The sequence below is a fragment of the Novosphingobium sp. genome (assembly GCF_031417815.1).
Taxonomy (GTDB): Bacteria; Pseudomonadota; Alphaproteobacteria; order Sphingomonadales; family Sphingomonadaceae; genus Novosphingobium.
The window spans coordinates 1-23,194 of the sequence record NZ_JANOWI010000025.1; the positions used below are offsets into that span (position 1 = coordinate 1).

The 23,194-nt window shown below is 63.0% G+C and carries 27 protein-coding genes and 1 tRNA gene; 10 read left to right on the top strand and 18 right to left on the bottom strand.

What is annotated here, in order from left to right:
- The coding region (locus RMN99_RS06505) for an AAA family ATPase (protein WP_309622490.1) at positions 1-478 on the bottom strand (478 nt) is incomplete at its 3' end.
- 99 nt (positions 479-577) lie between these two features.
- On the opposite strand from RMN99_RS06505, the gene RMN99_RS06510 reads away from it, so the two are divergent.
- Complete coding sequence (locus RMN99_RS06510) at positions 578-1,195, top strand: PadR family transcriptional regulator (RefSeq protein ID WP_309622491.1); 618 nt, start codon at positions 578-580, stop codon at positions 1,193-1,195.
- Positions 1,196-1,283: 88 nt separating this feature from the next.
- On the top strand, positions 1,284-1,703 hold the full coding sequence (locus tag RMN99_RS06515; protein ID WP_309622492.1) for a hypothetical protein: 420 nt from the start codon (positions 1,284-1,286) through the stop codon (positions 1,701-1,703).
- On the opposite strand, the gene RMN99_RS06520 is transcribed toward RMN99_RS06515, so the two are convergent.
- Positions 1,700-2,854: a glycosyltransferase family 1 protein gene (locus RMN99_RS06520; RefSeq protein WP_309622493.1), complete on the bottom strand. Its 1,155-nt coding sequence runs from the start codon at positions 2,852-2,854 to the stop codon at positions 1,700-1,702. The two genes, RMN99_RS06515 and RMN99_RS06520, sit on opposite strands and share 4 nt — an antisense overlap.
- 148 nt (positions 2,855-3,002) lie before the next feature.
- On the opposite strand from RMN99_RS06520, the gene RMN99_RS06525 reads away from it, so the two are divergent.
- Positions 3,003-3,833 carry an outer membrane beta-barrel protein gene (locus RMN99_RS06525; protein ID WP_309622494.1) on the top strand — a complete coding sequence of 277 codons (831 nt, stop codon included), beginning with the start codon at positions 3,003-3,005 and terminating at the stop codon, positions 3,831-3,833.
- A gap of 130 nt (positions 3,834-3,963) precedes the next feature.
- Here RMN99_RS06525 and RMN99_RS06530 read toward each other — a convergent pair whose 3' ends face one another.
- The 4 genes from RMN99_RS06530 to RMN99_RS06545 form a co-directional block, all read right to left on the bottom strand.
- A complete protein-coding gene (locus RMN99_RS06530; RefSeq protein WP_309622495.1) occupies positions 3,964-6,066 on the bottom strand; it encodes a M10 family metallopeptidase C-terminal domain-containing protein in 2,103 nt (700 codons plus the stop codon).
- A gap of 154 nt (positions 6,067-6,220) precedes the next feature.
- The gene (gene typA, locus RMN99_RS06535) at positions 6,221-8,053 is read right to left on the bottom strand and encodes a translational GTPase TypA (protein WP_309622515.1); all 1,833 of its coding nucleotides are present in this window, start codon (positions 8,051-8,053) and stop codon (positions 6,221-6,223) included.
- Positions 8,054-8,147: 94 nt separating this feature from the next.
- Entirely contained in the window at positions 8,148-10,661 is a 2,514-nt protein-coding gene (locus RMN99_RS06540) for an FtsX-like permease family protein (protein WP_309622496.1), read from the bottom strand.
- On the bottom strand, positions 10,658-11,347 hold the full coding sequence (locus RMN99_RS06545; protein WP_309622497.1) for an ABC transporter ATP-binding protein: 690 nt from the start codon (positions 11,345-11,347) through the stop codon (positions 10,658-10,660). The genes RMN99_RS06540 and RMN99_RS06545 overlap by 4 nt, the downstream gene beginning before the upstream one ends.
- Positions 11,348-11,393: 46 nt before the next feature.
- On the opposite strand from RMN99_RS06545, the gene RMN99_RS06550 reads away from it, so the two are divergent.
- Positions 11,394-12,080: an arylesterase gene (locus tag RMN99_RS06550; protein WP_309622498.1), complete on the top strand. Its 687-nt coding sequence runs from the start codon at positions 11,394-11,396 to the stop codon at positions 12,078-12,080.
- Positions 12,081-12,238: 158 nt separating this feature from the next.
- Here the strand turns inward: RMN99_RS06550 and recF are convergent, their stop codons facing one another.
- Positions 12,239-13,309 (bottom strand): DNA replication/repair protein RecF, encoded by a 1,071-nt coding sequence (recF, locus tag RMN99_RS06555; protein WP_309622499.1) that lies wholly within the window; start codon positions 13,307-13,309, stop codon positions 12,239-12,241.
- A 220-nt stretch (positions 13,310-13,529) separates the two neighbouring features.
- Here recF and RMN99_RS06560 point away from each other — a divergent pair, with 220 nt between their 5' ends.
- Together RMN99_RS06560 and RMN99_RS06565 are read left to right on the top strand one after the other, a co-directional pair.
- Positions 13,530-13,670 (top strand): hypothetical protein, encoded by a 141-nt coding sequence (locus RMN99_RS06560; RefSeq protein ID WP_309622500.1) that lies wholly within the window; start codon positions 13,530-13,532, stop codon positions 13,668-13,670.
- Entirely contained in the window at positions 13,667-13,879 is a 213-nt protein-coding gene (locus tag RMN99_RS06565; RefSeq protein ID WP_405029561.1) for a PspC domain-containing protein, read from the top strand. The genes RMN99_RS06560 and RMN99_RS06565 overlap by 4 nt, the downstream gene beginning before the upstream one ends.
- A 38-nt stretch (positions 13,880-13,917) precedes the next feature.
- Here the strand turns inward: RMN99_RS06565 and RMN99_RS06570 are convergent, their stop codons facing one another.
- Positions 13,918-14,700 (bottom strand): queuosine precursor transporter, encoded by a 783-nt coding sequence (locus RMN99_RS06570; protein WP_309622501.1) that lies wholly within the window; start codon positions 14,698-14,700, stop codon positions 13,918-13,920.
- Between the two features lie 61 nt (positions 14,701-14,761).
- Here RMN99_RS06570 and RMN99_RS06575 point away from each other — a divergent pair.
- A tRNA-Arg gene (locus RMN99_RS06575) sits at positions 14,762-14,838 on the top strand.
- Between the two features lie 136 nt (positions 14,839-14,974).
- Here RMN99_RS06575 and RMN99_RS06580 read toward each other — a convergent pair.
- Complete coding sequence (locus RMN99_RS06580) at positions 14,975-15,775, bottom strand: NUDIX domain-containing protein (RefSeq protein WP_309622502.1); 801 nt, start codon at positions 15,773-15,775, stop codon at positions 14,975-14,977.
- A gap of 490 nt (positions 15,776-16,265) precedes the next feature.
- Between RMN99_RS06580 and RMN99_RS06585 the strand changes: the two genes are divergently transcribed.
- On the top strand, positions 16,266-18,431 hold the full coding sequence (locus tag RMN99_RS06585; RefSeq protein ID WP_309622503.1) for an EAL domain-containing protein: 2,166 nt from the start codon (positions 16,266-16,268) through the stop codon (positions 18,429-18,431).
- Here RMN99_RS06585 and grxD read toward each other — a convergent pair.
- From grxD to RMN99_RS06620, 7 genes are read right to left on the bottom strand one after another with little or no spacing between them, the layout of a single operon-like run.
- Positions 18,415-18,744 carry a Grx4 family monothiol glutaredoxin gene (grxD, locus tag RMN99_RS06590; RefSeq protein ID WP_309622504.1) on the bottom strand — a complete coding sequence of 110 codons (330 nt, stop codon included), beginning with the start codon at positions 18,742-18,744 and terminating at the stop codon, positions 18,415-18,417. The two genes, RMN99_RS06585 and grxD, sit on opposite strands and share 17 nt — an antisense overlap.
- Positions 18,745-18,752: 8 nt before the next feature.
- Positions 18,753-18,980 carry a BolA/IbaG family iron-sulfur metabolism protein gene (locus RMN99_RS06595; RefSeq protein ID WP_309622505.1) on the bottom strand — a complete coding sequence of 76 codons (228 nt, stop codon included), beginning with the start codon at positions 18,978-18,980 and terminating at the stop codon, positions 18,753-18,755.
- A 10-nt stretch (positions 18,981-18,990) separates the two neighbouring features.
- Complete coding sequence (locus tag RMN99_RS06600; protein WP_309622506.1) at positions 18,991-19,314, bottom strand: DUF1476 domain-containing protein; 324 nt, start codon at positions 19,312-19,314, stop codon at positions 18,991-18,993.
- Positions 19,315-19,346: 32 nt separating this feature from the next.
- The gene (locus RMN99_RS06605; RefSeq protein WP_309622507.1) at positions 19,347-19,826 is read right to left on the bottom strand and encodes a cytochrome c; all 480 of its coding nucleotides are present in this window, start codon (positions 19,824-19,826) and stop codon (positions 19,347-19,349) included.
- 19 nt (positions 19,827-19,845) lie between these two features.
- Complete coding sequence (locus tag RMN99_RS06610) at positions 19,846-20,844, bottom strand: NADPH:quinone oxidoreductase family protein (RefSeq protein ID WP_309622508.1); 999 nt, start codon at positions 20,842-20,844, stop codon at positions 19,846-19,848.
- Complete coding sequence (gene leuD, locus RMN99_RS06615) at positions 20,841-21,440, bottom strand: 3-isopropylmalate dehydratase small subunit (protein WP_309622509.1); 600 nt, start codon at positions 21,438-21,440, stop codon at positions 20,841-20,843. Before leuD ends, RMN99_RS06610 begins: the two co-directional genes overlap by 4 nt.
- Positions 21,440-21,619 carry a hypothetical protein gene (locus RMN99_RS06620; protein WP_309622510.1) on the bottom strand — a complete coding sequence of 60 codons (180 nt, stop codon included), beginning with the start codon at positions 21,617-21,619 and terminating at the stop codon, positions 21,440-21,442. The genes leuD and RMN99_RS06620 overlap by 1 nt, the downstream gene beginning before the upstream one ends.
- Before the next feature lie 118 nt (positions 21,620-21,737).
- On the opposite strand from RMN99_RS06620, the gene RMN99_RS06625 reads away from it, so the two are divergent.
- Both RMN99_RS06625 and RMN99_RS06630 read left to right on the top strand, forming a co-directional pair.
- Entirely contained in the window at positions 21,738-22,082 is a 345-nt protein-coding gene (locus RMN99_RS06625; protein WP_309622511.1) for a type II toxin-antitoxin system RelE/ParE family toxin, read from the top strand.
- Positions 22,075-22,359 carry a Fis family transcriptional regulator gene (locus RMN99_RS06630; protein WP_309622512.1) on the top strand — a complete coding sequence of 95 codons (285 nt, stop codon included), beginning with the start codon at positions 22,075-22,077 and terminating at the stop codon, positions 22,357-22,359. The genes RMN99_RS06625 and RMN99_RS06630 overlap by 8 nt, the downstream gene beginning before the upstream one ends.
- Before the next feature lie 256 nt (positions 22,360-22,615).
- Here RMN99_RS06630 and RMN99_RS06635 read toward each other — a convergent pair whose 3' ends face one another.
- A complete protein-coding gene (locus RMN99_RS06635) occupies positions 22,616-22,774 on the bottom strand; it encodes a hypothetical protein (protein WP_309622513.1) in 159 nt (52 codons plus the stop codon).
- Positions 22,775-22,849: 75 nt separating this feature from the next.
- Positions 22,850-23,044: a hypothetical protein gene (locus RMN99_RS06640; protein ID WP_309622514.1), complete on the bottom strand. Its 195-nt coding sequence runs from the start codon at positions 23,042-23,044 to the stop codon at positions 22,850-22,852.
- Positions 23,045-23,194 lie beyond the last annotated feature (150 nt).

Here is a 23,194-nt window from a genome sequence, read left to right on the forward strand (position 1 = left end):
ATGCGGCGTTGAGCGCGAAGCTGGGGTTCTCGGTGGTCGCGCCGACCAGCGTTACAGTGCCGCGTTCAACGAACGGCAGAAAGCCATCCTGCTGGGCGCGGTTGAAGCGGTGGATCTCGTCCACGAACAGCAGCGTGCGCCGGCCCATTTTGGCGGCCAGTTCGGCCTCGGCGAAGGCCTTCTTGAGATCGGCGACGCCCGAGAAGACTGCGCTTACCGCGATAAACCGCATCCCCACCGCGTCAGCCAGCAACCGCGCAATGCTGGTTTTGCCGGTGCCGGGCGGCCCCCACAGGATCATGCTGGAGAGGCGGCCGGCCGCGACCATCCGCCCGATCGCACCTTCGGCTCCGGTCAGGTGCTCCTGCCCGATCACATCGGGCAAGGACCGCGGCCGCAGCCGGTCGGCCAGTGGCGCATCATCGCCGGGCTGGTCAGGAGCGGGCGAGGGGAGATCATCGGCGAACAGGTCAGACATCGGGAGCCTAGATAGGCCGCACGATGAAAATTTGCACGGGGGGCTTGCATGATTGCTTGAAAGATATATCTTAGAGCAATCATGAAAGGAACAAGACACATGAGAATGCATGGATGCGGCCACCACGGCCGCCATGGCAAAGGCGCGATGATCGCGATGATGACGGGCGGCTGGGGCCGCCACCGCGGCTCCGGTTGGGGCAGCGATTTCGGGGATGATTTCGGCACCAGCCAGCGTGGGCGCGGCCCGCGTGGCCGCGCGCGGATGTTCGGATCGGGCGAGCTGCGGCTGGTCCTGCTGGGCTTGGTCGGCGAAGCGCCGCGCCACGGCTATGAATTGATCAAGGCGATCGAGGAGCTTTCGGGCGGCAACTATGCGCCCAGTCCCGGCGTGGTTTACCCCACGCTCAATCTGCTGACCGACGAGGGCCTGATCGGCGAACAGGAAGGCAGCGGCACGCGCAAATCGTTTGAAATCACCGCGGCTGGCCGCAGCGAGCTCGACACCCGGATCGACGAATTCAAGGCGATCATCTCGCGGCTGACGGCGCTCGCCCAGGACGACGAACGCCATTCTGCTCCGCCGCTGAAGCGGGCGATGGGCAATCTGTTCATGGCCGTGCGCCAGCGCATGACGGGGAGCGGGTTCGAGCGCGAAACGATGCACCAGATCGCCGAAATCCTCGACGAAGCGGCGCGTAAGATCGAACGATTGTAGGCACTTGCCACCAGACCGGGGCGCGATTTGGGTCGCGCCCCGGTTTCGTGTTAGCTTTTTCCTATCCCGGGCAACAAGGGAGGGGAAAATGGAAAACGACAACGCGGCTGCCAAGGTGCCGCCAAGCTATTGGGCCGTAACCGCGATCGGCCTGTTGTGGAATCTGTTCGGCGGTTATCTCTACATGCTTAGCAAGCTCGATCCCGAAGCTGCCATGCAGGGGGCCCCGCCCGCCATGCGCGACTATGTTCTGACAATGCCGCTGTGGGCGCATATTGGCTGGTCGGTTGGCATCTGGGGCTCGCTGCTGGGTTCGGTGCTGATGCTGGTGCGTTCGCGCCATGCGGTCACGGCGTTCATGGCTTCGCTGGTCGGCGCGCTGGCCAGCTTTGCGGCGCAGGGGATGGCCGGGGTCTTGCCGATCGGCCTGTCAGCCATGATCGGTGCGGTTATCGCCTTCCTGTGGTGGTTCTGCCGCAACGAGGCCGCCAAGGGCACGTTGCGTTAGGCTTTGGGCTGCTGGCTGCGGATCACCCGCAGATAGGTATCGGCCACCGCCTGGTTGATCGTGTCCCAATCATAGGCGCGGCTGAGCCGTTCGCTGGCCGCGCCGTGCGCCTTGCATAGCGCCGGGTTCAGGGCATAGCTGGCCACGGCATCGGCGTAGGCAGCCACATCGCCGGGCGCGACGAGGTAGCCCGAAACACCGTTTTCGACGATATTCTCGCTGCCGGTGGCGGCCGCCGCAACGACCGGCACGCCCGACGCCATGGCTTCCAGCGAGACATTGCCGAACGCTTCGGTCTCCGAAGGGAACAACATCGTGTCCATCGCCGCGACGGCGCGGCCAAGATCGCTGCCCGATTGGTATCCGGTGAACACAGCATCGCCCAGCCGCTCGGAAAACCAGTCGCGCGCCGGCCCGTCGCCGACCACCAGCAGCTTGTGCTTCACCCCGCGGCGGCGCAGCTCGTCGATCGTGTTGGCGAACACGTCGAGCCCCTTTTCCATCACCACCCGGCTAAGGAAGCCGATCACGAAATCATCGCCGGCAAAGCCCTGCGCGCGCCGCCAGGCCATATCGCGGCGGTCGGATGAAAAAATCGTGCGATCGACCCCGCGCGACCAGATTGAAATATCGGTGCCCATCCGTTCGGCCCGCAGCACATCGACCATGGATTGCGACGGCACCAGCAAGGCGTCGCAGCGGTTGTAGAACCGGCGCTGGATCGCGATTGCCGCGGGGACCAGAAAACCGAGCTTGTAGTAGGGCAGGTAGGTTTCGAACCGGGTATGGACCGATGCGACCACCGGTACGCCGTGCTTCCTGGCCCAGGCGATCGCGCGGTGCCCACCCACATCGGGGGCCGAAACGTGCAGCAGATTGGGGTTGAATTCGGCCAGGTCCTTGCGGATCCGCGCGTTGATGCCTGAAGCCAACCGGTAATCGGGGCGCAGCGGGATCGGCAGCGATGGCAGCGAAACCAGATCGCCGGTCGGTGCCATGCCGGGATTGCCGGTTGTGGGGGAATAGACCCGCACCGCCGCACCCTGCCGCAGCAGATACCCGACCAGCCGGTTGAGCGCGCGGTTCGCCCCATCGACCGTGATGTTGTAGTTGCCCGAAAACAGGGCAATCCGAAGACCGGTCGCTGGCATGGCCGGAGCCTTAGCGCATGACCCCTATCTGCGCCAGCTTCGCTCTACCGTTGCTGCTGCACAAATTATTGCTCTTGTTCAATCCGGGTTGAAGCTTTCGGACGCGGCGGTTCGTACCTGACATGACAACAATGAGGAACTGATCACGATGCGTAACACTTTGCTTGCTTTGCCGCTGCTCGCCTTTGCTGCAACCGCCACGCCCGCTTTTGCCCAGGACGATGAAGCCCAATTCGATGGCGCATATATCGGCGTGTCCGTCGGTCAGGCCTCGGTCAAGAACCGCACCGACGTCAACGCGGTCGAGTTCGATACCAATCGTGATGGCACCTATGGCGATACTGTTCGCAACAGCGCCGGTGCCGACGCGTTCTCGCCCGGGTTCTGCTCGGGTCTGGCGTCGGGCAATAATCCGTCGAATTGCGCCCAGGATTACAAGGGCGTGCAATATTCCGCCCGCCTTGGTTATGACATCCAGTCCGGCAACGGCGTGTTCGGTGCGCTGGTCGAATTCGACAAATCGGACGCTACCGATTTCGCTTCGGCCTTCAGCTCAACCCCGGCCGGCTATCATTTCACGCGTGAACTGGATTATGCGGTCTCGGCCCGCGCGCGGGCCGGTTTCACGCCCGCGCCAAAGCTGCTGGTCTATGGCACCGGCGGTGTCAGCTATGCCAAGCTCAACCACGGTTTCACCACCACCAACACCGCCAACAGTTTCACGCCGACCAATGACGATGACATGATCTGGGGTTATCAGGGTGGGGCAGGCGCTGAGCTGAAGCTGGGCAGTTCGCTGTCGTTCGGGGTCGAATATCTCTACAACCGCTATGAAGACGACAAGTACTTCGTTGCAGTTGGCCCGGGAACCGCATCGCCCACCAACGCGTTCCTGCTGAACGGTGGCGGCACCAACATGCGCCAGGATCCGCGGTTCGCGTTCGACACCGTTCGCGCGACCGTAAACCTGCGGTTCTGAGCAGAGCCACGCAGGTGAGCACAGGAGCGGGTCGTCCCAGATGGGACGGCCCGCTTCACGCATCAGCTGAAACGCCGGTCGCGTGATGCGGAAGGCACTCTGCCCAAGCTTCCAATGCGGAAGTGCACGATCAGAGAACGAAGTCGGTCGCTGTCAGGTTTTCCAGTCCATGAAGCATAATCAGGAAATCTCCAACACCATCGCCGTTGACGTCGCCGGAAACATAAGTGTTGCCGTGGTCCTGGTAAAACCGAACTTGGCCCGCGACACCTGCAAAGTCGTTTTGGCCGATGAAGTCGAAGGCCTGATTTCTTGCTTTATTCAAGTTGGCATCGATTCCGGCCAGCGATATGCGGTCGCCCTCTGCCCTTGAGAAGTCAGTAATCGTGTCGACCTGACCTTCGAAGCTTTCGAAAATTTCATTGAAAACAAAGGTGTCACGACCTGCCCCACCGGTGAGAATATCGACGCCCGTCCCACCAATGAGCGAATCGTTGCCCAATCCGCCATTCAGGTAATCGTCGCCACCGAGCCCGCTCAGGGTGTCGTTCCCGCCCAGGCCGAACAGGGCATCCTCCAGCGCGCCCCCCGTCAGACTGTTGCCTCTTGCATTGCCCGAAAGGGTAACGCCGTCGGTCACATCGGTCACCGAAATTGAAAGGTCCTGCGTGTCGGACAGGATTCCGTCGCTGACTGTGATGGTGACCTTATAAATGTTGTCGTGATTGGCATCGATCGGGCTTTCGAAATTGAGCCGCGAATTGAGTATCAAATGCCCTGTCACCGGATCCAGAGCGAACAGTGCAGAGTCTTCCCCAGACAGTGAAAAAGTCAGACGCTCGCCGTTCAGGTCACTTGCCGTAACCCGCCCAAGGTCGTGAAGGTAGAGCGCCGTGTTGGGGGCTGATGGTACATCCTCAGCCAAGGCGATGCCTGACGTCGCTGCGCCGCCATGCCAAGTAATCACCGGCGCCGAATTCTCCGCAGTGAAATCGACATAGCGTACCTGGCTGGTCGTGCCGGTTATCGAAGTGCTGCCGTTAGCGGCAAGCGTAACTTCATGATCGGTCCAGAACACTGCGAGCCGGTCCGGTCCAGATTCATAAATGGAAACTGTTCCGAGCGAATGGCTGGTCAGGCTGTTGGCTTCGTGATTGCCGGATTCGAGCTGGAATTCGGGTCCGACAGCAACACCGTTGGCGTCGAATCGCTGGAATGTCAGCCAGGTAACCGAACCAAGGTCGAGGCTCGTACCGGCCAGACCATTGGGGTTGTCTGAAACTTGTTCGCTCCACGAGGCTACAAATCCACCATCCGCAAGCGCGGTCACCACAACGCCTTGATCGCCGCGCGCACTCAGCAAAAATTCATTCCCTGAAGGTGTTCCATCTGCATTTAAGAAGCGGCCCATCGCGAAATTTTGAGGTGTGTTGTTATTGAATAAGGCTTCAACTGTCCATTCGACCAACAACCGGCCATCGCTAAGCAAGGTGACTTTCGAAGTGCTTTCATGCTGTGCAGTGTTTTGGTTGACTGTGAAGGCGCTCCCGCTCGCTGATCCTGCAGAATCAAATATCTGGGCACGAACATCATATTTTCCGCCGATTACTTCGGACCAGGTCAGAAGAAATCCCCCGCCATTCAATGCTTGCGCGTCAGTATAAAACCGCCCGCTTTCGGGGCCCGCGATTACAACATCGGCACCGACTGGATTGCCAGCGGTGTCGAAAAACCGCGCATGCAAACCGGTTCCGCCTGAGTAATCGCGATATAGCGAAGCAATCGTTCCGTTGGTGAGGCCCACAAGCTCAAACTGCTGCTGTAATCCGGCTGTTACAGTATTGACGACAAATTCGCCGCCCTGGGGTGTGCCGTCCGCTCCGAAAATGCGCATCGCCACGTGCGAAACGCTGTTGTCCGCTGGGTCCGTCGGGGATTCGCTGTACCAGCTTGCGGCAAAGCCGCCGTCGGCCAGCGCGACGACCCGCGGGCTGAGCTGGTATCCGATCACCTGATTGTTCAAGACAAATTCGGTGCCCAGTGCGGTCCAGTCCGCGCCGTAGAGCCGGGCATGGATGTTAGCGGCCGATCCGCCATTGGGACCAAAGTCAACCGTGGTCGGATCGTACCAATAGACCAAGAAAGTGCCGTTGCTAAGCCGGACTACCTGGCCGTCTCCCGGTGAGGCTGCGACTGCAATCGGCGCTTCGCTCAGGTCTGCATAGGTCGGCATCGGATTGGCACCCCTCTATCCACCGGGGCGATTTCATCTGGCATAGATATGCCCGCACAAACCATTCCGGTATGCCGCGCATAGAATCGCGGTTCCATCCGAGCGTTGTTACACAGCCGGACCGATTGTCAAATCCGTTAGTGATCTTAGTTGCTTACGCCATTTCCTTGCTGCGGCTGGCCTTCTTGCGCTCATGCGGATCGAGCAGCGCCTTGCGCAGGCGGATCGATTTGGGCGTTACTTCGACCATTTCGTCATCATCGATATAGGCGATCGCCTGCTCCAGCGTCATGATCCGCGGCGGGGTCAGGCGGATCGCATCGTCCTTGCCGGTCGAACGGAAGTTGGTGAGCTGTTTCGACTTGGCCGGATTAACTTCCAGATCACCCGGCTTGGCGTTTTCGCCGATCAGCATGCCTTCATAGATCTTGTCCTGCGGCCGCACGAACAGCGCCCCGCGCTCTTCGAGCATGTTGAGCGCATAGCCCACCGCTTCGCCGGCGCAGTTCGAAATCAGCACGCCGTTCTGGCGGCCTTCGATCGGGCCCTTGTAGGGGCCGTACTTTTCGAACAGCCGGTTCATGATCCCGGTGCCGCGCGTGTCGGACAGGAATTCGCCGTGATAGCCGATCAGCCCACGGCTGGGCGCGGAGAAGGTGATCCGGGTCTTGCCGCCACCAGAGGGCCGCATATCGGTCATCTCGGACTTGCGCAGCGCCATCTTGTCGATCACCGTGCCGGCGTGTTCATCGTCCACGTCGATCACCACGGTTTCATAGGGTTCGGTGCGCGCGCCCTTTTCGTCCTTGGCATAAAGCACGCGCGGGCGGCTGATCCCCAGCTCGAAGCCTTCGCGGCGCATCGTTTCGATCAGCACGCCGAGCTGCAATTCGCCGCGCCCGGCCACTTCGAAGCTGTCCTTGTCGGCGCTTTCGGTGACCTTGATCGCCACGTTCGATTCGGCCTCGCGGGCCAGCCGGTCGCGGATCATGCGGCTGGTCACCTTGGTGCCTTCGCGGCCCGCCATCGGGCTGTCGTTGACCGCAAAGCGCATCGACAGCGTGGGCGGATCGATCGGCTGGGCGTGGAGCGGTTCGGTGACCGAGGGATCGCAGATCGTGTTGGAAACGGTCGCTTCGGTCATCCCGGCGATCGAGATAATATCGCCGGCGCGGGCCTCGTCTACCGGTACGCGTTCAAGCCCGCGAAACGCCATCAGCTTTGAAGCACGGCCGGTTTCGACGATATTGCCATCGTTATCAAGCGCATGGATCGGTGAATTGACCCGAACCGTGCCCGATTGGACCTTGCCGGTAAGAATGCGGCCAAGGAAGTTGTCGCGATCGAGCAGCGTGACGAGGAACTTGAACGGCCCATCGACATCGGCAGCCGGGGGCGGGACGTGGCGGACGATCGTTTCGAACATGGGCGTCAAAGTGCCTTCGCGCGCGTTCGGATCCTCGCTGGCATAGCCGTTGCGGCCCGAGGCATAGAGCACCGGGAAATCGCACTGTTCATCGCTGGCATCGAGGCTGACGAACAGATCGAACACTTCGTCGAGCACTTCCTGGATGCGCTCATCTGGCCGATCGACCTTGTTGACCACCACGATCGGGCGCAGTCCCAGCGCCAGCGCCTTGCCGGTGACGAACTTGGTCTGCGGCATCGCGCCTTCCGAGCTGTCGACCAGCAGGATCACGCCATCGACCATCGACAGGATGCGTTCCACTTCGCCGCCGAAATCGGCGTGGCCGGGGGTATCGACGATATTGATCCGGGTGCCGTTCCATTCGACCGAAGTGCACTTGGCGAGAATGGTGATCCCGCGTTCTTTTTCCAGGTCGTTCGAATCCATCGCGCGTTCTTCGATGCGCTGATTGTCGCGGAACGTGCCGCTCTGGCGGAACAACTGGTCGACCAACGTGGTCTTGCCGTGGTCAACGTGGGCGATAATGGCGATATTGCGCAGCGGCAGCGGGGCGGACATGGTTTTCTCTTCGGGTTCGGGGGGCGGGCGCGTGCTGCGCCGCAACATGGGCGCGCCCCTAGCCGAAAGGGGGGGCGGGGGCAAGCGCGGTGCGTTAAAGTTCGCGCAAGGCTTGCGCCGGCTTGGCTCTCAACAGCGGCAGCGAAGCCGCCAGCGCGAAGCCAATCACCAGCAGCAGCCCCAGCCCCAGCACGCCAAAAACCTGTGGCCAATCGGGCAACCAGTCGAAATCGAACAGCTGGACCACCACCAGCCAGGCGACCAGACTGCCCAGGCCCAGCGCCACCGCAGCCAGCAATATTGCCAGCAGCGCATATTCGGCCAGTTGTAGCCCGAGCAGTTGCCGTCCGCTGGCCCCCAACACGCGCAGGATCACATTGTCGTAGAGTCGGCTGGCGCGCGCCGCGGCGATTGCGCCCAGCAGCACCGCGATCCCGGCCAGCACCGCCACCGAAGCTGCCGCCAGAATCGCCAGGCTGACCTGGCGCAGCAGATCGCGCGCCTCGGTCAGCACGCTGCCCACTTCGATCACCGAGCTGGACGGGAAGGCTTTGACCAGCGCGCGGAGAAGCCCGCCGCGATCACCGCCGCCGGGAAGGTTAATCGTCGCCGCCAGATTGTGCGGCGCATCGGCCAGGGTGTTGGGGCTGAACACCAGCACATAGTTGAAACCCATCGAATCCCAGTCGATCCGCCGGAATGAGGCAATCGTCGCGGTGCGTTCCACCCCCATCAGGCCGATGGTCAGTTGCTCGCCAATCTTGAGGTCGAGTGCTTCGGCCAGCGATTCGTCGATCGAAACCAGCGGCGCGCCGGCATAGCCGCTTGGCCACCACGCGCCTTTGGTCACTACATTGCCTTCGGGAACCGTATCGGCATAAGTCAGCCCGCGCTCACCGCGCAAAGGCCAGGCTTCCTCGGGAATTTCCTTGAGATCGGCGACGCGGATCATCGCATCCGCCGGACCATAGGCCAGGATCGCGCCGCGCAGCGCCGGCACCATCCGCACCCGCGCCTGCGGAGCGATCCGTGTCACCGCGCTGCGGAACTGTTCGGCCCCGTCCCGCGGCACGTCGAGCACGAAGTAGTCGGGCGCCTTTTGCGGCACCCGGGCCATGATATTGGCATCAAGGCTGGTCTGGATCGCGGCCAGCGTAACGAAGGCCGCAAGGCCAAAGCCCAGCGCCGTCACCAGTGCGCCGGTCTGCGCACCGGGGCGGTGCAGATTGGCCAGCGCGATCCGCAGCAGCGGGCGCTTGGGCCGCGGCAGGCGTGCGGCCATCACGCGGATGCCCCAGCCGAGCGCGCCGAGCAACAGCAACAGCACCACCGTGCCGCCCAGGAACCACAGCGTCACCAGCTTGGCTTTGGTGGTCAGCAATGCCAGCGCGGCGATTGCCAGCAGGCCCAGACCGGCGGGCAGCGCGGCATCACGCCAGTTTTGCGTCAGCGGGCTGACTCTGGCGCGAAACAATGCCATCGCCGGAAAACGCCGCGCAGCCAGCAGCGGCGGTGCGGCAAAGATCAGCGCGATCAGCAGGCCATAAGTGGCGGCGCGGATCAGTGCGAGCGGATCGAACACAAGCCCCGGTGCGACCGGCAGCAGACTGCCCAAGGCTTGCCCGAGTAGCGGGGTGACCAGCACCCCGGCGATCAGTCCCAAAACGCTGCCGATCAAAGCCGCCGCGCCGATCTGGAGCAGAAAAATCCGTGCAATATCGCCGCTGGTCGCGCCCAGTACCTTGAGCGTGGCGACCGATGTGCGCCGTGCCTCGAGATACGAGGACACCCCGCCGCCGATCCCGATCCCGGCAATCGCCAGTGCGGCCAGCCCGACCAGCACCAGAAAATCGCCCATCCGGCCGACGAACCGTTCGGCGCCGGGTGAGGCCTTGTCGCGGGTCTTCACCTCGAACCCGGCGGACGGAAACTGCTTCTTCAGCGCATCGGCGGTGGCTTGCGGGTCTTTACCCGGCTTGAGCGCGATCCGGTATTTGCTGCGGTACATTGCGCCTGGCGCTGTCAGCCCGGCGGCTTGCGGAAAGCCCGTATCGACCAGCACCACCGGACCAAGCGTGAAGCCTTCGCCCAGCCGGTCCGGTTCGGAGGCAATGATCCCGGCGACGGTCAGCTCGGCCGATCCGACCGCGAACTGGCTGCCCTTGGCCAGCCCCAGCCGCTCGGCCGCGCCTTCGGCAATCCACGCCTGTCCGGCCGGCGGCGCGCCCACGGTGCGCCCGTCTTTCAGCGTCAAGGCGCCGTAAAGCGGCCACTGGCCGTCGATTGCCTTCAATTCGATCGGGGCCGCCAGATCACCGGCGCGGGCCATGGCCTGCAGGCGCTGTCCGCCCGATACGCGTCCTTGCTTGGCAAAGGCCGCGGCTTCCGCCGCGCTTGCGCCGCGCTGCCAGACCGCCACCTCAAGATCGCCGCCCAGGATCGTGCGGCCGCGGCTGCTGAGTTCACGCTCGATCGCGCCGGTCAGCGTGCCGATTGCGGCCAATGCGCCAACCCCCAGGAACAGGCACACCAGCAGCAGCCGCAGGCCCCTGAAGCGCGCCGAGAGATTGCGCCGGGCGATTGTCCATGCTGTGCCCCAGCCAATCATGCCGCGCTGTCGCTCGCAATTCTGCCGTCAGCTAGCGTGATTACGCGTTCACAGCGTGCGGCCAGGGCTGCATCGTGGGTGATTACCACCAGTGTTGCCCCGTTGGCGGCGCGGCGCGCAAACAGCAGGTCCATGATCGCAGCGCCGGTCGCTGCATCAAGATTGCCGGTCGGCTCGTCGGCAAAAACCAGACCGGGCTGCGGCGCCAGCGCGCGGGCAATCGCCACGCGCTGCTGCTCGCCGCCGGAAAGCTGGGCAGGGTAGTGATGCAGCCGCGCGCCAAGGCCGACCGCCTCAAGCTCGGCCGCGGCACGCATTTCAGCATCGGGCATCCCCGCCAGTTCGAGCGGGGTCATCACGTTTTCCAAGGCGGTCATGGTCGGCAGCAGGTGGAACGCCTGCAACACCACCCCGATCCGCCCGCGCCGCGCGGTGGCCAGTGCATCTTCATCCAGCGCGGCAAAGTTTGCGCCGCCCACGTCCAGCGTCCCGCCGCTGGCGCGCTCAAGTCCGGACAGGACGGCCATCAGGCTGCTCTTGCCCGAACCCGATGGGCCAAGCAGCGCCAGCGTCTGGCCTTGCGGCACCGCCAGGTCGATCCCGCGCAGCACGGCAACAGCACTGTCACCGCTGCCAAGTTCAAGGGTAAGATTTCGGGCCGCGATTGCGGGGAGGGGGCTTGTCACGGCGCGGAGATGCCATAGCTAGAGGGAAACGCAAGGGAGTTGCATAATGAAATGGAAATGGCTGGCCGTGCTTGCAAGCCCCCTGGCGCTCACCGCGTGCAATCAGGACGCGCCAACGGCTCCCGAAGCGCCGGTTGCCGCCGCCACGGCCAGCGCGCAAGTGCCGCACGGGGACGAGGTGGTGATCCTTGCGCTGGGGGACAGCCTGTTTGCCGGATACGGGCTGGAGCCCGGGCAAAGCTATCCAGCGCATCTCGAAAAGGCCTTGCAGGCGCGCGGGATCAACGCGCGGATCGTCAATGCCGGGGTGTCGGGCGATACCACCGCGGGTGGATTGCAGCGCGCCGATTTCGTGCTGAACGATCAGGCGCGGCCGCCGGCGCTGGTGATCATCAGCCTTGGCGGCAATGATATGCTGCGCGGGGTCGCTCCGCAGGAAACGCGCAAGAACCTTGATGCGCTGCTGGCCAAATTCGCCGCGGCCAAGGTGCCGGTGCTGCTGCTTGGCATGCTCGCCGCGCCGAACCTTGGGGCAGACTATGCCCAGGCGTTCAACCCGATCTATCCGGCGCTGGCGAAGAAATACGGTGCCGCGCTGGTGCCGTTCTTCCTCCAGCCGCTGGTAGCGCGGCCTGAACTGGTCCAGGGCGATCATGTCCACCCGACCTTGCCTGGAATCGATGTGCTGGTCGGTTCGACGCTGGATCAGGTGGCGGGGGCTTTGCCGAAATAGATCCTCTCCGTTTTTGGCGAATGCCACAAATGGGGAGGTGGCATTTGCGCCAGCAAATGACGGAGAGGTTTCTACCCATGCGTCATCACCCCTCCGTCAGCGCTGCGCGCTGCCACCTCCCCATTTGCACTTCGTGAAAATGGGGAGGATCATGATGTTCAGAGCCGCTCTACGCTGCCGTTGCTGACCCGCCACACGCCCGCCTCACCGGCAATCCCGTCAAACGGGGCCAGTTCGGTGCCGGTCAGCCAGACTTGCGCGGTGCCTCCGCGCAGCCGCTCGAACAAGGCGGCGCGGCGCAGCGGATCGAGGTGTGCGGCCACTTCATCGAGCAGCAACACGCCGGGGCGCTTGGTGCCAAGCAGCCCGGCATGGGCCAGCGTGATCGCGATCAGCAGCGCCTTTTGCTCGCCGGTCGAACAGTCGCTGGCGACCTGCCCTTTGCCCGCCATGGTCACCGCCAGCTCGTCGCGGTGCGGCCCGGTCAGCGTCCGGCCTGCCGCGCGGTCGCGGCGGCGGCCATCGCCCAGCGCGCGGGCCAGATCGGCTTCATCCAGCGGACCACCCGGATGGTAGGCAAGCTCGGGCCGCGCAAAAGGCGCTTCGGGCAGCGTCTTCAACGCGCTGCCCAGCCGTTCGATCAGCCGCGCGCGGGCCTGCGCCACCAGCGCACCGGCTTCGGCCAGCTGGACGTCCAGCGCGTCGAGCCAGATCGGATCGGGCTCGGCGGGATCGGACAGCAAGCGGTTGCGTTCGCGCAGCGCCGCCTCGGCGCGCGCGGCGTGTTTGGCGTGGCCGGGTTCAAGCGCCAGCACCAGCCGGTCGAGAAAGCGGCGGCGCGCGCCCGCGCCTTCCATGAACAGGCGGTCCATCGCCGGGGTCAGCCAGCCCAGGCTGAGCCATTCGCCCAGCCGCACCGCGGGCACATCAGCGCCGTTGATCTGCACGGTGCGGCGGCCCGGCCGGTCGGGCAGGGTGCCGGTGCCGATCTGCACCCCATCATCCAATTGCGCGCTGATCGCGAACGTGCCGGGTCCGCCCTGCGCCGCCAGATCGGGCAGGGCGGCCCGGCGCAGACCGCGCCCCGGCGCCAGCAGCGACAACGCTTCGAGCACGTTGGTCTTGCCGGCGCCGTTTTCCCCCACCAGCAGGTTGAACTTGCGGGTGTCCTCCAGCCGGGTGCCGGGATGGTTGCGAAAATGGGTCAGCATCAGCCGATCGAGCGCCATCTTGCGGCGATACGAAGGCCGCGCGGTGCTGTCACCTGAAAGCTTGAAACCAAAAGTTGGTATAATTCACCAACAGTTGCTCATTCACTTGCGCGAAAGTTTTCGTTCATCGACCCGAAAGCTTGAATTTCTGGGATTTCTGCAAACTGGCACGGTCCCTGCAATCAATCCGGCATCTGCAGGAAACCCTGCGGAACCACACAAACGAAGGGAAATGACCATGACCAACCAGAATTCTTTCACCGGCAAGCTGACCGCTGCGGCTTCGGCTTTCTTCATCTCGCTCGTGCTGATTGCCGGCACCGTCTCCACCCCGCAGACCGCCAACGCAACCACTGTTACTGTCGGGGAAGCCGCGTGAACACGATCGAACACAAGGACACCAACATGGCCCGCACCGGCTTTCACCTCGACAAGTCCAATGCCAAATTCATGGGCGTTTGCGCTGGCATCGCCAACACCTTTGGCTGGGATGTCACCCTGGTCCGCGTTGGCTTCGCGCTGGGCACGATCTTCGGCTTCGGATCGCTGATCCTGGTCTACCTCGCGATCGGCCTCATCGCCGATTGATCGGACAACGGTGAGGCCCCGTTCGAAATGGACGGGGCCTAAACCGCATCAACCTTGGCAAAGGGCGAGAAGTCGGTGCCAGCATCGAACACCTCAACCCCCTCGCGCCGCTTGAGCCAGCCGACCACGCCGTAAGTCACCGGGGTCAGCACGGCTTCCCACACAACTTTCAGCAGCCAGTTGGTAATCATCACCGTGATCACCTGCTGCGTGCTCCAGATCCCCAGAAACGCGATCGGATAGAAAATCACGCTGTCCACTGCCTGGCCAAAAAAGGTCGAGCCGATCGTGCGGGTCCACAGCTTCTTGCCCGCCGTCAGGATCTTCATTTTCGCCAGCACGAAGCTGTTGACGAACTCGCCCGCCCAAAAGGCGATCACCGATGCGGCCACAATCCGCCAGGTGCTGCCGAACACGCTTTCATAAGCGGCCTGGCCGCCCCAGCCCGATGCCGGGGGCAGCGCCACCACCACATAGCTCATCACCGCCATGAACAGCAGCGCGGCAAATCCCGCCCAGACGCAGCGCCGCGCGTTGGCATAGCCGTAGACTTCGGTCAGCACGTCGCCGATCACATAGCTGATCGGGAAGAACATGATCCCCGCGCCATAGATCACCGTATCGCTTGCCGGGCGGAACAGGTCCGGCAGCCAGGCGAAGGCCGCAGCAAAGCCGGGAACGTCGATCGTGGCAAGCTTGGCCGCGCCGATCAGGTTCGACAGCAGCAGGATCGCGACGAAGGCCGACATCACATAGTCGAAATAGCGGAAGTGGCGGCGGGCACCCTGGGTGCCGTCGATCTGCTGGAGCGTTTCGGTCATAGCAAAACAAGCTAGCGGCGTTTGCATGGCCTGCAAAGCCTGCCTATGTGGGCAGCGGCGCGCGCCCGTAGCTCATCTGGATAGAGCGCGAGACTTCTAATCTTGAGGTAGCAGGTTCGAGTCCTGCCGGGCGCACCATTTTTTCCTGGAGTGTGATTTTCGTCACCAGATTGTTAGGATCACTGGCCTATGACCGGGATGCGACCCGGTTCGGGGGCATCCGCCTCCGGCCAGCCTGATCCCCGCGCTCCCCCAAAGAGCTGCGGGGATCATTTTATCCCCGCGCCGCCATGTCGAGCGGTTCGCCATCGACCGGATAGCCGGCGTCATCGGGGATCAGCAGCCAGGGCTGGCCATCGCGCTGGCCCATGAACGGGGTGATCATCCGCACCGGCACATCCTCGGCATGCTGGCGCGCGGCGTCAAAACTGTCGAACTGCGCCAGCCGTTCCAGGTTGCGGCGGGTCGGATAGATGATCTTGATCTCACCGCGCTCTGCCATGGCGAGCGCTTCTGCCGCACTGGCCCAGAACAAGTGGGTGTTTTCGGTATCGTCAACCTGCAGATCAACCGCGCCGGTGCCCAGGTCGGCCAGGTAGAAGCGGGTATCGAACACCCGGATTTCGCGGTGTTTGGGCCGCCAGCGCGCGAACGGGACCAGCGCGTCAAGCGTCAAGGTCCAGCCCATCGCATCGAGCACCGGGCCAAGTTCACCACGTTCGAGCAGCAGCGCGCGGGCGCGCAGTGCGTCGGCATGATCGGGGCGCTGTTCAACCCCCAGCGCCAGGCCGGTTTCCTCCAGCGTTTCGCGCACCGCGGCAATGCGCCCGGCGGTCTCTTCCAGGGCGTCCTCACCAATCGCACCAAGCTGCGCGGCCAGGGTGAAATCGGCAGGATCGACCCGCCCGCCGGGGAACACCGCCGCACCGCCCGCGAAACTCATCGTCTTTGAGCGCTGGACCATCAGGATTTCGGGCGGCCCATCGGCCTGGGCGCGGCGAAAGATCACCAGCGTGGCAGCGGGAACGGCGGGCGGAACCTCGCCTTCGGGGTCAAACATGCTGAGTGGATCCATGGGTGGCAGAGTGGCGCGCCGCTGGCGTTTTGCCAAGCGATATCATCGCGCGGTTAAATCCTGCGCGGGGTGTCGGCAGAATTTACAGTCGTGCCGCCGCAGTCAAACCTGCAATTTTCTATATTCCTGAAAAAAGGCAAGAAAGTTCATTTGGCACGGGGCATGCATTGCCTCGGTTACCCCCAAGTAGTCTCGAATAGAGGCGGGGCCGCACCCTGGTCTCCGCGGCTCCGCCTCCCCGAGAACTCCCCCCCGAAAATCACGACGAAACGCAATCGAGCGGCAGCAAGTGCGCGCCTGCGGCAAGGCCGGGTTAACTGTTCCACGACAAGCATTTTTTCATACTGGCAGGCTATTCAGCAAAACACTTCGCGAAGCGTGACCAGATTGTTTGCGCGCGCTGGGCGACATTGCGAGGAATTGCTTGAGCCAGTTTTGGAATCAGGGCCGCGATTGGCGGCGAGCCAGGCTGTTTGGCCCGATTGGCGCCATGACGATCAGCGCACTGGTGCTGCTGGTCGCGCTGGCGCTGTTCCTGATCCAGCGGTTCGACGTGGTTGCGGCTGAACGCGAACAGGTTCTGGTGGAACATGGCTTCGCCCGCCAGATTGACGAGCTGAACGCCGTGATTGCGACGCAAGTGGATTGGGATGACGCAATTCGCAGCCTCGACCACAAATTTGATGCCGAATGGGCCGATTTCAACGTCGGCAATTACCTCTACACCTTCAATGGCTTTTCACATGCCTTCGTGCTCGATTCCAGCGCACGGCCAATCTACTCTGCGGTCAAGGGCGAGCGCAGCGATGCGGCAGGCTATGCCCCGTTCGCCACGGTGGCCGCACGGCTGATCCCCGCGGTGCGCGCGGCCGAGCGGCAGCGCGGGCCGTTCAAGCAGCGCTTGGGCAAGAACAACATCATCATTCCGCCGATCCAGACCACCACCACCACGCAACTGGCCGGCGTGACCTACATCGTCACCGCCACGCTGGTGCAGCCCGATTTCGGCAAGGTTCTGCCCAAAGGCGATCGTGCGCCGATAGTGGTGACGGCAAAGCCGATCGACAAGGCGCTGCTCGGCGCCTTTTCGGCGCGCTATCTGCTCAACGAATTGCTGCTGATCGAGCCGACCGTGAAGCCTGACAAGCGCCAGCAGATCGTGCTGCGCGATGCCGATGGGGCCGGGCTTGTCGCCCTGTCTTGGGTGCCGCGCGCGCCGGGAACGGTCTTGCGCCAGTCGCTGCAATGGCCGCTGCTGGGCGGTATCGGTTTGATGGGCTTGCTGGCCTTCCTGGTGATGCGGCGCGGCGGGGCAATCGTCAGCGAACTGATCGCCAGCGAAGCGCGTTCGCGCCATCTTGCGTTCCACGATCAACTGACCCAGTTGCCCAACCGGGCCATGCTGTTCGAACGATTGCGGCTGATGCTGGCGCAGCTGGCTGATAGCGATCACCAATTGGCGGTGATCTGTGTCGATCTCGACCGGTTCAAGGACGTCAACGATACGCTGGGCCACCATGCCGGCGATTGCCTGATCCAGACCGTGGCGATCCGCCTGCGCGAAGCTTGCGGCCAGAACGCAACCGTTTCGCGGCTGGGCGGCGATGAATTCATCGTGCTTTACCGGTGCAGCTCGCAACAGCAGGTTGCCGATCTGGCCGACCGGATCGTGATGTCGGTAGCGGAACAGATGGTCAGTGAATTCGGCCGCATCGAAGTGGGTTGTTCGCTGGGGGTGGCGATAATCGATCACCCGGGGGTGGAGCCGAGCGAAGCGCTGCGCTGGGCCGATGTCGCGATGTACCGGTCAAAAGACAGCGGGCGGCGCTGCGTGACGTTCTTCGAACCGGAAATGGACGATGCCCTGCGCGCACGCCGCGCGCTGGAAAGCGATCTGCGCGAAGCGATGAGCGACGGTTCGCTGCATATGGTCTATCAGCCCCAGGTGGATCGCGGCGGCCAGATTACCGCGGCCGAGGCGCTGGTGCGCTGGAACCACCCGCAGCGCGGTGCGATCCCGCCCGGCATTTTCGTGCCGCTGGCCGAAGAGACCGGCCTGATCCTGCCGCTCGGCGAATTCGTGCTGCGCCGGGTGTTCGCCGAAACCAGCGGCTGGGGCGACCTGCGGGTCGGCATCAACGTGTCCGCGGTGCAGCTGCGCTCAAACGGCTTTGCTGCACTGGTGACGCGGCTTGCCGCACAGGCCGGGGCCGACCCGGCCAATTACGAGATCGAGCTGACCGAGACTGCGCTGCTGGGCGATGATCCGGTAACCGCAGCCAACGTCGAAGCGCTGAAACGCTTGGGCTTTTCGATCGCGCTGGATGATTTTGGCACCGGTTATTCAAGCCTCAGCGTGCTGCAACGCTTCTCGGTCAACCGCATCAAGATCGACCGTTCGTTCGTCTGCGCGCTTGACGAAAGCGGTGAAGGCGAAGCGCTGGTCAATGCCATGGTCAAGCTGGCACGCTCGCTGGGCCTCAGCGTGATAGCCGAAGGCGTCGAAACGGAAGACCAGCGGCAACGGTTGCTGGCCTGCGGGTGCCGCGAATTTCAGGGTTACCTGACGGGAATGCCGCAGAATGCCAGTTCGATCGCCGGTCTTGCCGGGATCAAAAGCGCCGCTGCGATCGAGGCGCTCAGCCGGCGGGCGTAACCTTGGCGTCAGCCATCAGCTGGTGCAGTTCGCCGGCTTCATACATTTCCATCATGATGTCGCTGCCGCCAACGAATTCGCCTTTCACATAAAGCTGCGGGATCGTCGGCCATTCGCTGAAGGCCTTGATGCCCTGGCGCACTTCCATGTCTTGCAGCACATCGACGCTTTCATAGGCCACGCCAAGGTGATCGAGGATCGCAATCGCCTTGCTGGAAAAGCCGCACTGCGGGAACAGCGGCGTGCCTTTCATGAACAGGACAACGTCGCTGGAAGCGACGATTTCGGCGATGCGGGCGTTGGTATCGGTCATGGTCACTCTCAGGTGGGGACGGCGGTGGTCAGTTGCAAGGCGTGCAGTGCACCGCCCATGTCGTCACCGATCGCGGCATAGACCAGCTTGTGCTGGGCGACACGGTTCTTGCCGGCGAATTGCGGACAGACAACATGCGCGGCCCAGTGATTGTCGTCGCCCGCCAGGTCGGTCAGCGTTACTTCGGCACCGGGCAGGGCAGCCTTGATCCGCGCGACGATTTCTGCGCCTGGCATCGGCACCGGATCAGCCCTCGCCCATCAACTGGCGCTTGGCCTCAACCGCCTTGGCATCCAGTGCGGTGCGAACCTCGGCTTCGCTGACGTCAAGCCCGGCCGAAACCAGATCGCCCAGCAGCTTGCGCACCACATCCTCGTCGCCCGAATCTTCGAAATCAGCCTGGACCACGCCCTTGGCATAGCCTTCGGCTTCCACTTCGGAGAGGCCCATCTTTGCTGCTGCCCACTGGCCCAGCAGCCGGTTGCGGCGGGCGTGGACGCGGAAATGCATTTCCTCGTCGTGGGCGAACTTGGCCTCTTCGGCGCGTTCGCGGTCATTGAAATCGGTCATGTGCGCTCCTGATCGATTGGCTGCGCTGGCGCTCAACCCGGCTTGGCCGGAGGCGGCAGCTGATAGCTGTCATGGCAGCCCTTGCACGATGCGCCGAGCGAGGCAAGCACGGCATCGAACGCGGGCTTGTCCTCGGCCGCAGCCGCTGCGGTTAGCGCTTTGGCTGCACCGGCAAAAACGGCGGCCTTGGCCTGGAAGCCGACGCGGTCGGTCCACACGCTGGGCCGGGCGCGGCTGGGCAGGCCTTTGGTGTTGTCCGAAAACAGCGCTGGCATCACCCCGGCAAATTTGGCGAGACTGCTTGCCGGGAACACCAGCGTTTTGAGCGGCGCGCCGTTGGCGCTGGCGTTCTTGAGCAGGGTCAGCGTGGATGCGGCCATGTCCATGCCGGCCTGGCGGGTGGTTACGATGTCTTGCGGGCTGGGCGCGGCAGCACGCGGAGCGGGCTTGGCGTAAAGCGCCGCACCGGCGCACAACATGGCCCCGCAAAGCGCAATCCTGGCTGCATTCATATCGCTTCTCCCGTTGGTGTCATTCCATCGTTACCACAACCTTGCCGATCGCCTTGCGATCCGCCAGCAGCTGAATCGCCTCGCCCCCGCGCGCCAGCGGGAAGGTGGCGGAAACCTTGGGATTGATCTTGCCGGTTTTGAGCAGATCGAACAGCGTCGCGATATGCACGGCGTTGGCCTTGGGCTCACGCGCCACCCAGGCACCCCAGAACACCCCGCAAACATCGCAGCTTTTGAGCAGCGTCAGGTTGAGCGGCATTTTGGCGATCCCGGCGGGGAAACCAACCACGCAGAACCGCCCTTCCCACGCGATCGAGCGCAGCGCCGGCTCGGAATAGTCCCCGCCGACGATATCGTAGATCACATCGGCGCCGTTCGGCCCGCAGGCCGCTTTGAACGCTTCGGCCAGCGCCTTGGACTGGTCCTTGTCGAACGGCGCGGTGGGATAGATCACCACGTCGTCAGCCCCGGCGTCGCGCGCGGCCTCGGCCTTTTCCTCGCTTGAAACCGCAGCCACCACCTTGGCGCCGTAGGCCTTGCCAAGTTCCACCGCCGAAAGACCGACGCCGCCCGCTGCGCCCAGCACCAGCAGGGTCTCACCCGCCTTGAGCTTACCGCGATCGAGCAGGCCGTGCATGTTGGTGCCATAGGTCATCATGATCGATGCGCCGACTTCAAAGCTGACGCCTTCGGGCAGTGGCCACAGCCGCGCGGCATCAACCACGATTTCTTCCGACAGGCCGCCGTTGCCGGTGCTGGCAATCACGCGGTCGCCCACCTTCCAGTCGGTCACACCTTCACCCACCGCATCGACCACGCCCGATGCTTCGCCGCCCGGCGCAAACGGCCGTGGCGGCTTGAACTGGTACATATCGCGGATGATCAGCACATCGGGATAGTTGATCGAGCAGGCCTTGACCGCGACGCGGACCTGGCCGGGGCCGGGGACCGGGCTTTCCACCTCGTCGAGCGTCAGGGTTTCGGGTCCGCCCACCACGTGGCTGCGCAATGCCTTCATGCTGTTACTACTCCCTTGGACAGCCATGGGAGCGTGTCCCTGGCCTTGTTTTCATAAGTTGAAATCGCGGCGTCGCGCGCCATGGTCAGCCCGACCTCGTCGAGCCCTTCGAGCAGGCAATGCTTGCGAAATGCGTCGATCTCGAACGGGAACCGGTCCTGGAACTGGGTGGTGACAATCTGGTTTTCCAGATCGATGTGGATCGGATCGGTGCGGGCCACTTCCATCAGCCGGTCAATCGCGGCCTGCGGCAGGACCACGGTCAGGATCCCGTTCTTGAAGGCATTGCCCGAAAAGATGTCCGAGAAACTGGGCGCGATCACTGCGGTGATGCCAAGATCGAGCAAGGCCCAGGCGGCATGTTCGCGGCTGGAACCGCAGCCGAAATTATCGCCCGCGATCAGGATCGGTGCCCCTGAAAATTCAGCGCTGTCGAACAGGTTATCAGGATCCTTGCGCAGCGTTTCAAACGCGCCTTGGCCCAGCCCGTCGCGGGTGATCGTCTTGAGCCAGTGCGCCGGAATGATCACGTCGGTATCGACGTTCTTGGCCCCGAACGGGATCGCCCGGCCGCTGGCTTCGCGCAACGCCTGCATCAATCGGTTTCCGGGGCGTCGTCAGGCTTGGGCGCTTTGGCGGCCTTTTCCACGCGTTCCTTGCGGCGCGACGCATAGAGCAGGGCGGCCGCCAACGCCGCCGAACCAATCGCAGCGCCGGTGAGGGCGGCCTTGCCGGTCCAGCCGGACTTATCGGTCTTGTCGGAATTGTCGGTCATAGAATACTCTATGAGACTGGCGGGCGGCGGGTTCAAGGGGGCCGTGCTGCATTTTGTCGAAGAAGAATTGACGAAATGAACTATATATGGTTCATTGCTCTCAAGCGAGGAGGCCAGTTTGACTGACAAGATCGAACTGGTCTTCTTCAAAACCCTTGTCGGCAATGAACTGGTACGGGATTGGTTGATCGGCCTGCCACTGGCCCATCGCCGTGAAATCGGTCTCGATCTGCAGCGTGTTCAATATCGCTGGCCGATTGGAATGCCATTGGTGCGGCCAATCGGCAAAGGCTTGTTCGAAGTTCGGACTGCGTTGCCCGATGGGACGATTGCGCGGGTAATGTTTTGTTTCGAAGGCGGCGTACTTTTCGCGCTGCATGGCTTCATCAAGAAGACGCAGGCTACGCCAGCTTCCGATCTGGAAATTGCCCGTAAACGGCAGAAGGACGTCCAAAATGGCTGACAACAAACATCGCGGCTCTTCGCTGGACAGCTTTCTCGAGCAAGAAGGCGTTCTCGGAGAATTTCAGGCCCGCGCAATCAAGGAGGTTATCGCATGGCAACTGGCCGAAGCGATGAAGGCGCGCAAGATTTCCAAGAGCGCGCTGGCCGTGCTGATGAAAACCAGCCGGACCCAGGTTAACCGGGTGCTTGATCCGAATGATGGGAATGTGACGATTGAGACCTTGCAGCGGGCGGCGGCGCTGGTGGGGCGGCGGGTGCAGTTGGAGCTGGTTTGAGATTCAAATAGTGGTCGATTTCTAGTCGTCGATCCGAACGGTATCGCAGGCCCATCCAACCCAGAGATCGACTCCATCAAACCGGCGAGGCCCCAGAAGCTTGCCAGCCACCAATGCGGGCATCCCGATAGCGTCGAAGAATGCAGTCGCGTCGGCCAAGCCGGTCGATTTAGGGCAAAAACTTTGGCGACGTTACACTTCCCATACCAAGCGCAATATGCTGTAGTGGCCTCGCTTGGAAGGCTAGTGCTCGGCCCTACGGTTTGGGCGCGGTTGTGACGCTGGCGAAGGCGCGGTCGAATGAAGCCGGGTCTTCGTCAGCGATCACCTCTTGCGCCATCTCCTTGAAGCGGGCGTGGCGCTCCGCGTCAGTCAGCGGGGGCTTTTTCGGGCGAGGTGGTGCTGGTTTTGCCATGTCACTTCATACCACGGGATCAGCATGAAGTGAAACCGCCAGCCTCCTCACGGGGGCTGGCGGTCCGGACGTGACCTAGATCAAGCCCAACTGATTATCGTTCGCTGGACGGCGCTTCCCGGTATTCACCTCGGAAACTCGCCCTTGATTGATGCCGAGGTCGGCCGCGATATCATGCTGCATATGCCCGAGGGCATGGCGGCGTTTGATCTCACGGATTATCCCGTCAGTCAGTTTTGCGCGGAAACGTTCCGCTGGTCGGGTAGTCATATATTATCACCTTACAAATACGACCAGTCTTGACGGGGGACTCGCTGTGAGGGATTGCACCCACACAAACGGGGATCACCCGGTTGCGCGCACTGATCTAGCGAAGCGCGCAGCTCGCCCCATCCGAAGGCTCGGTGCGTCAACACCGGG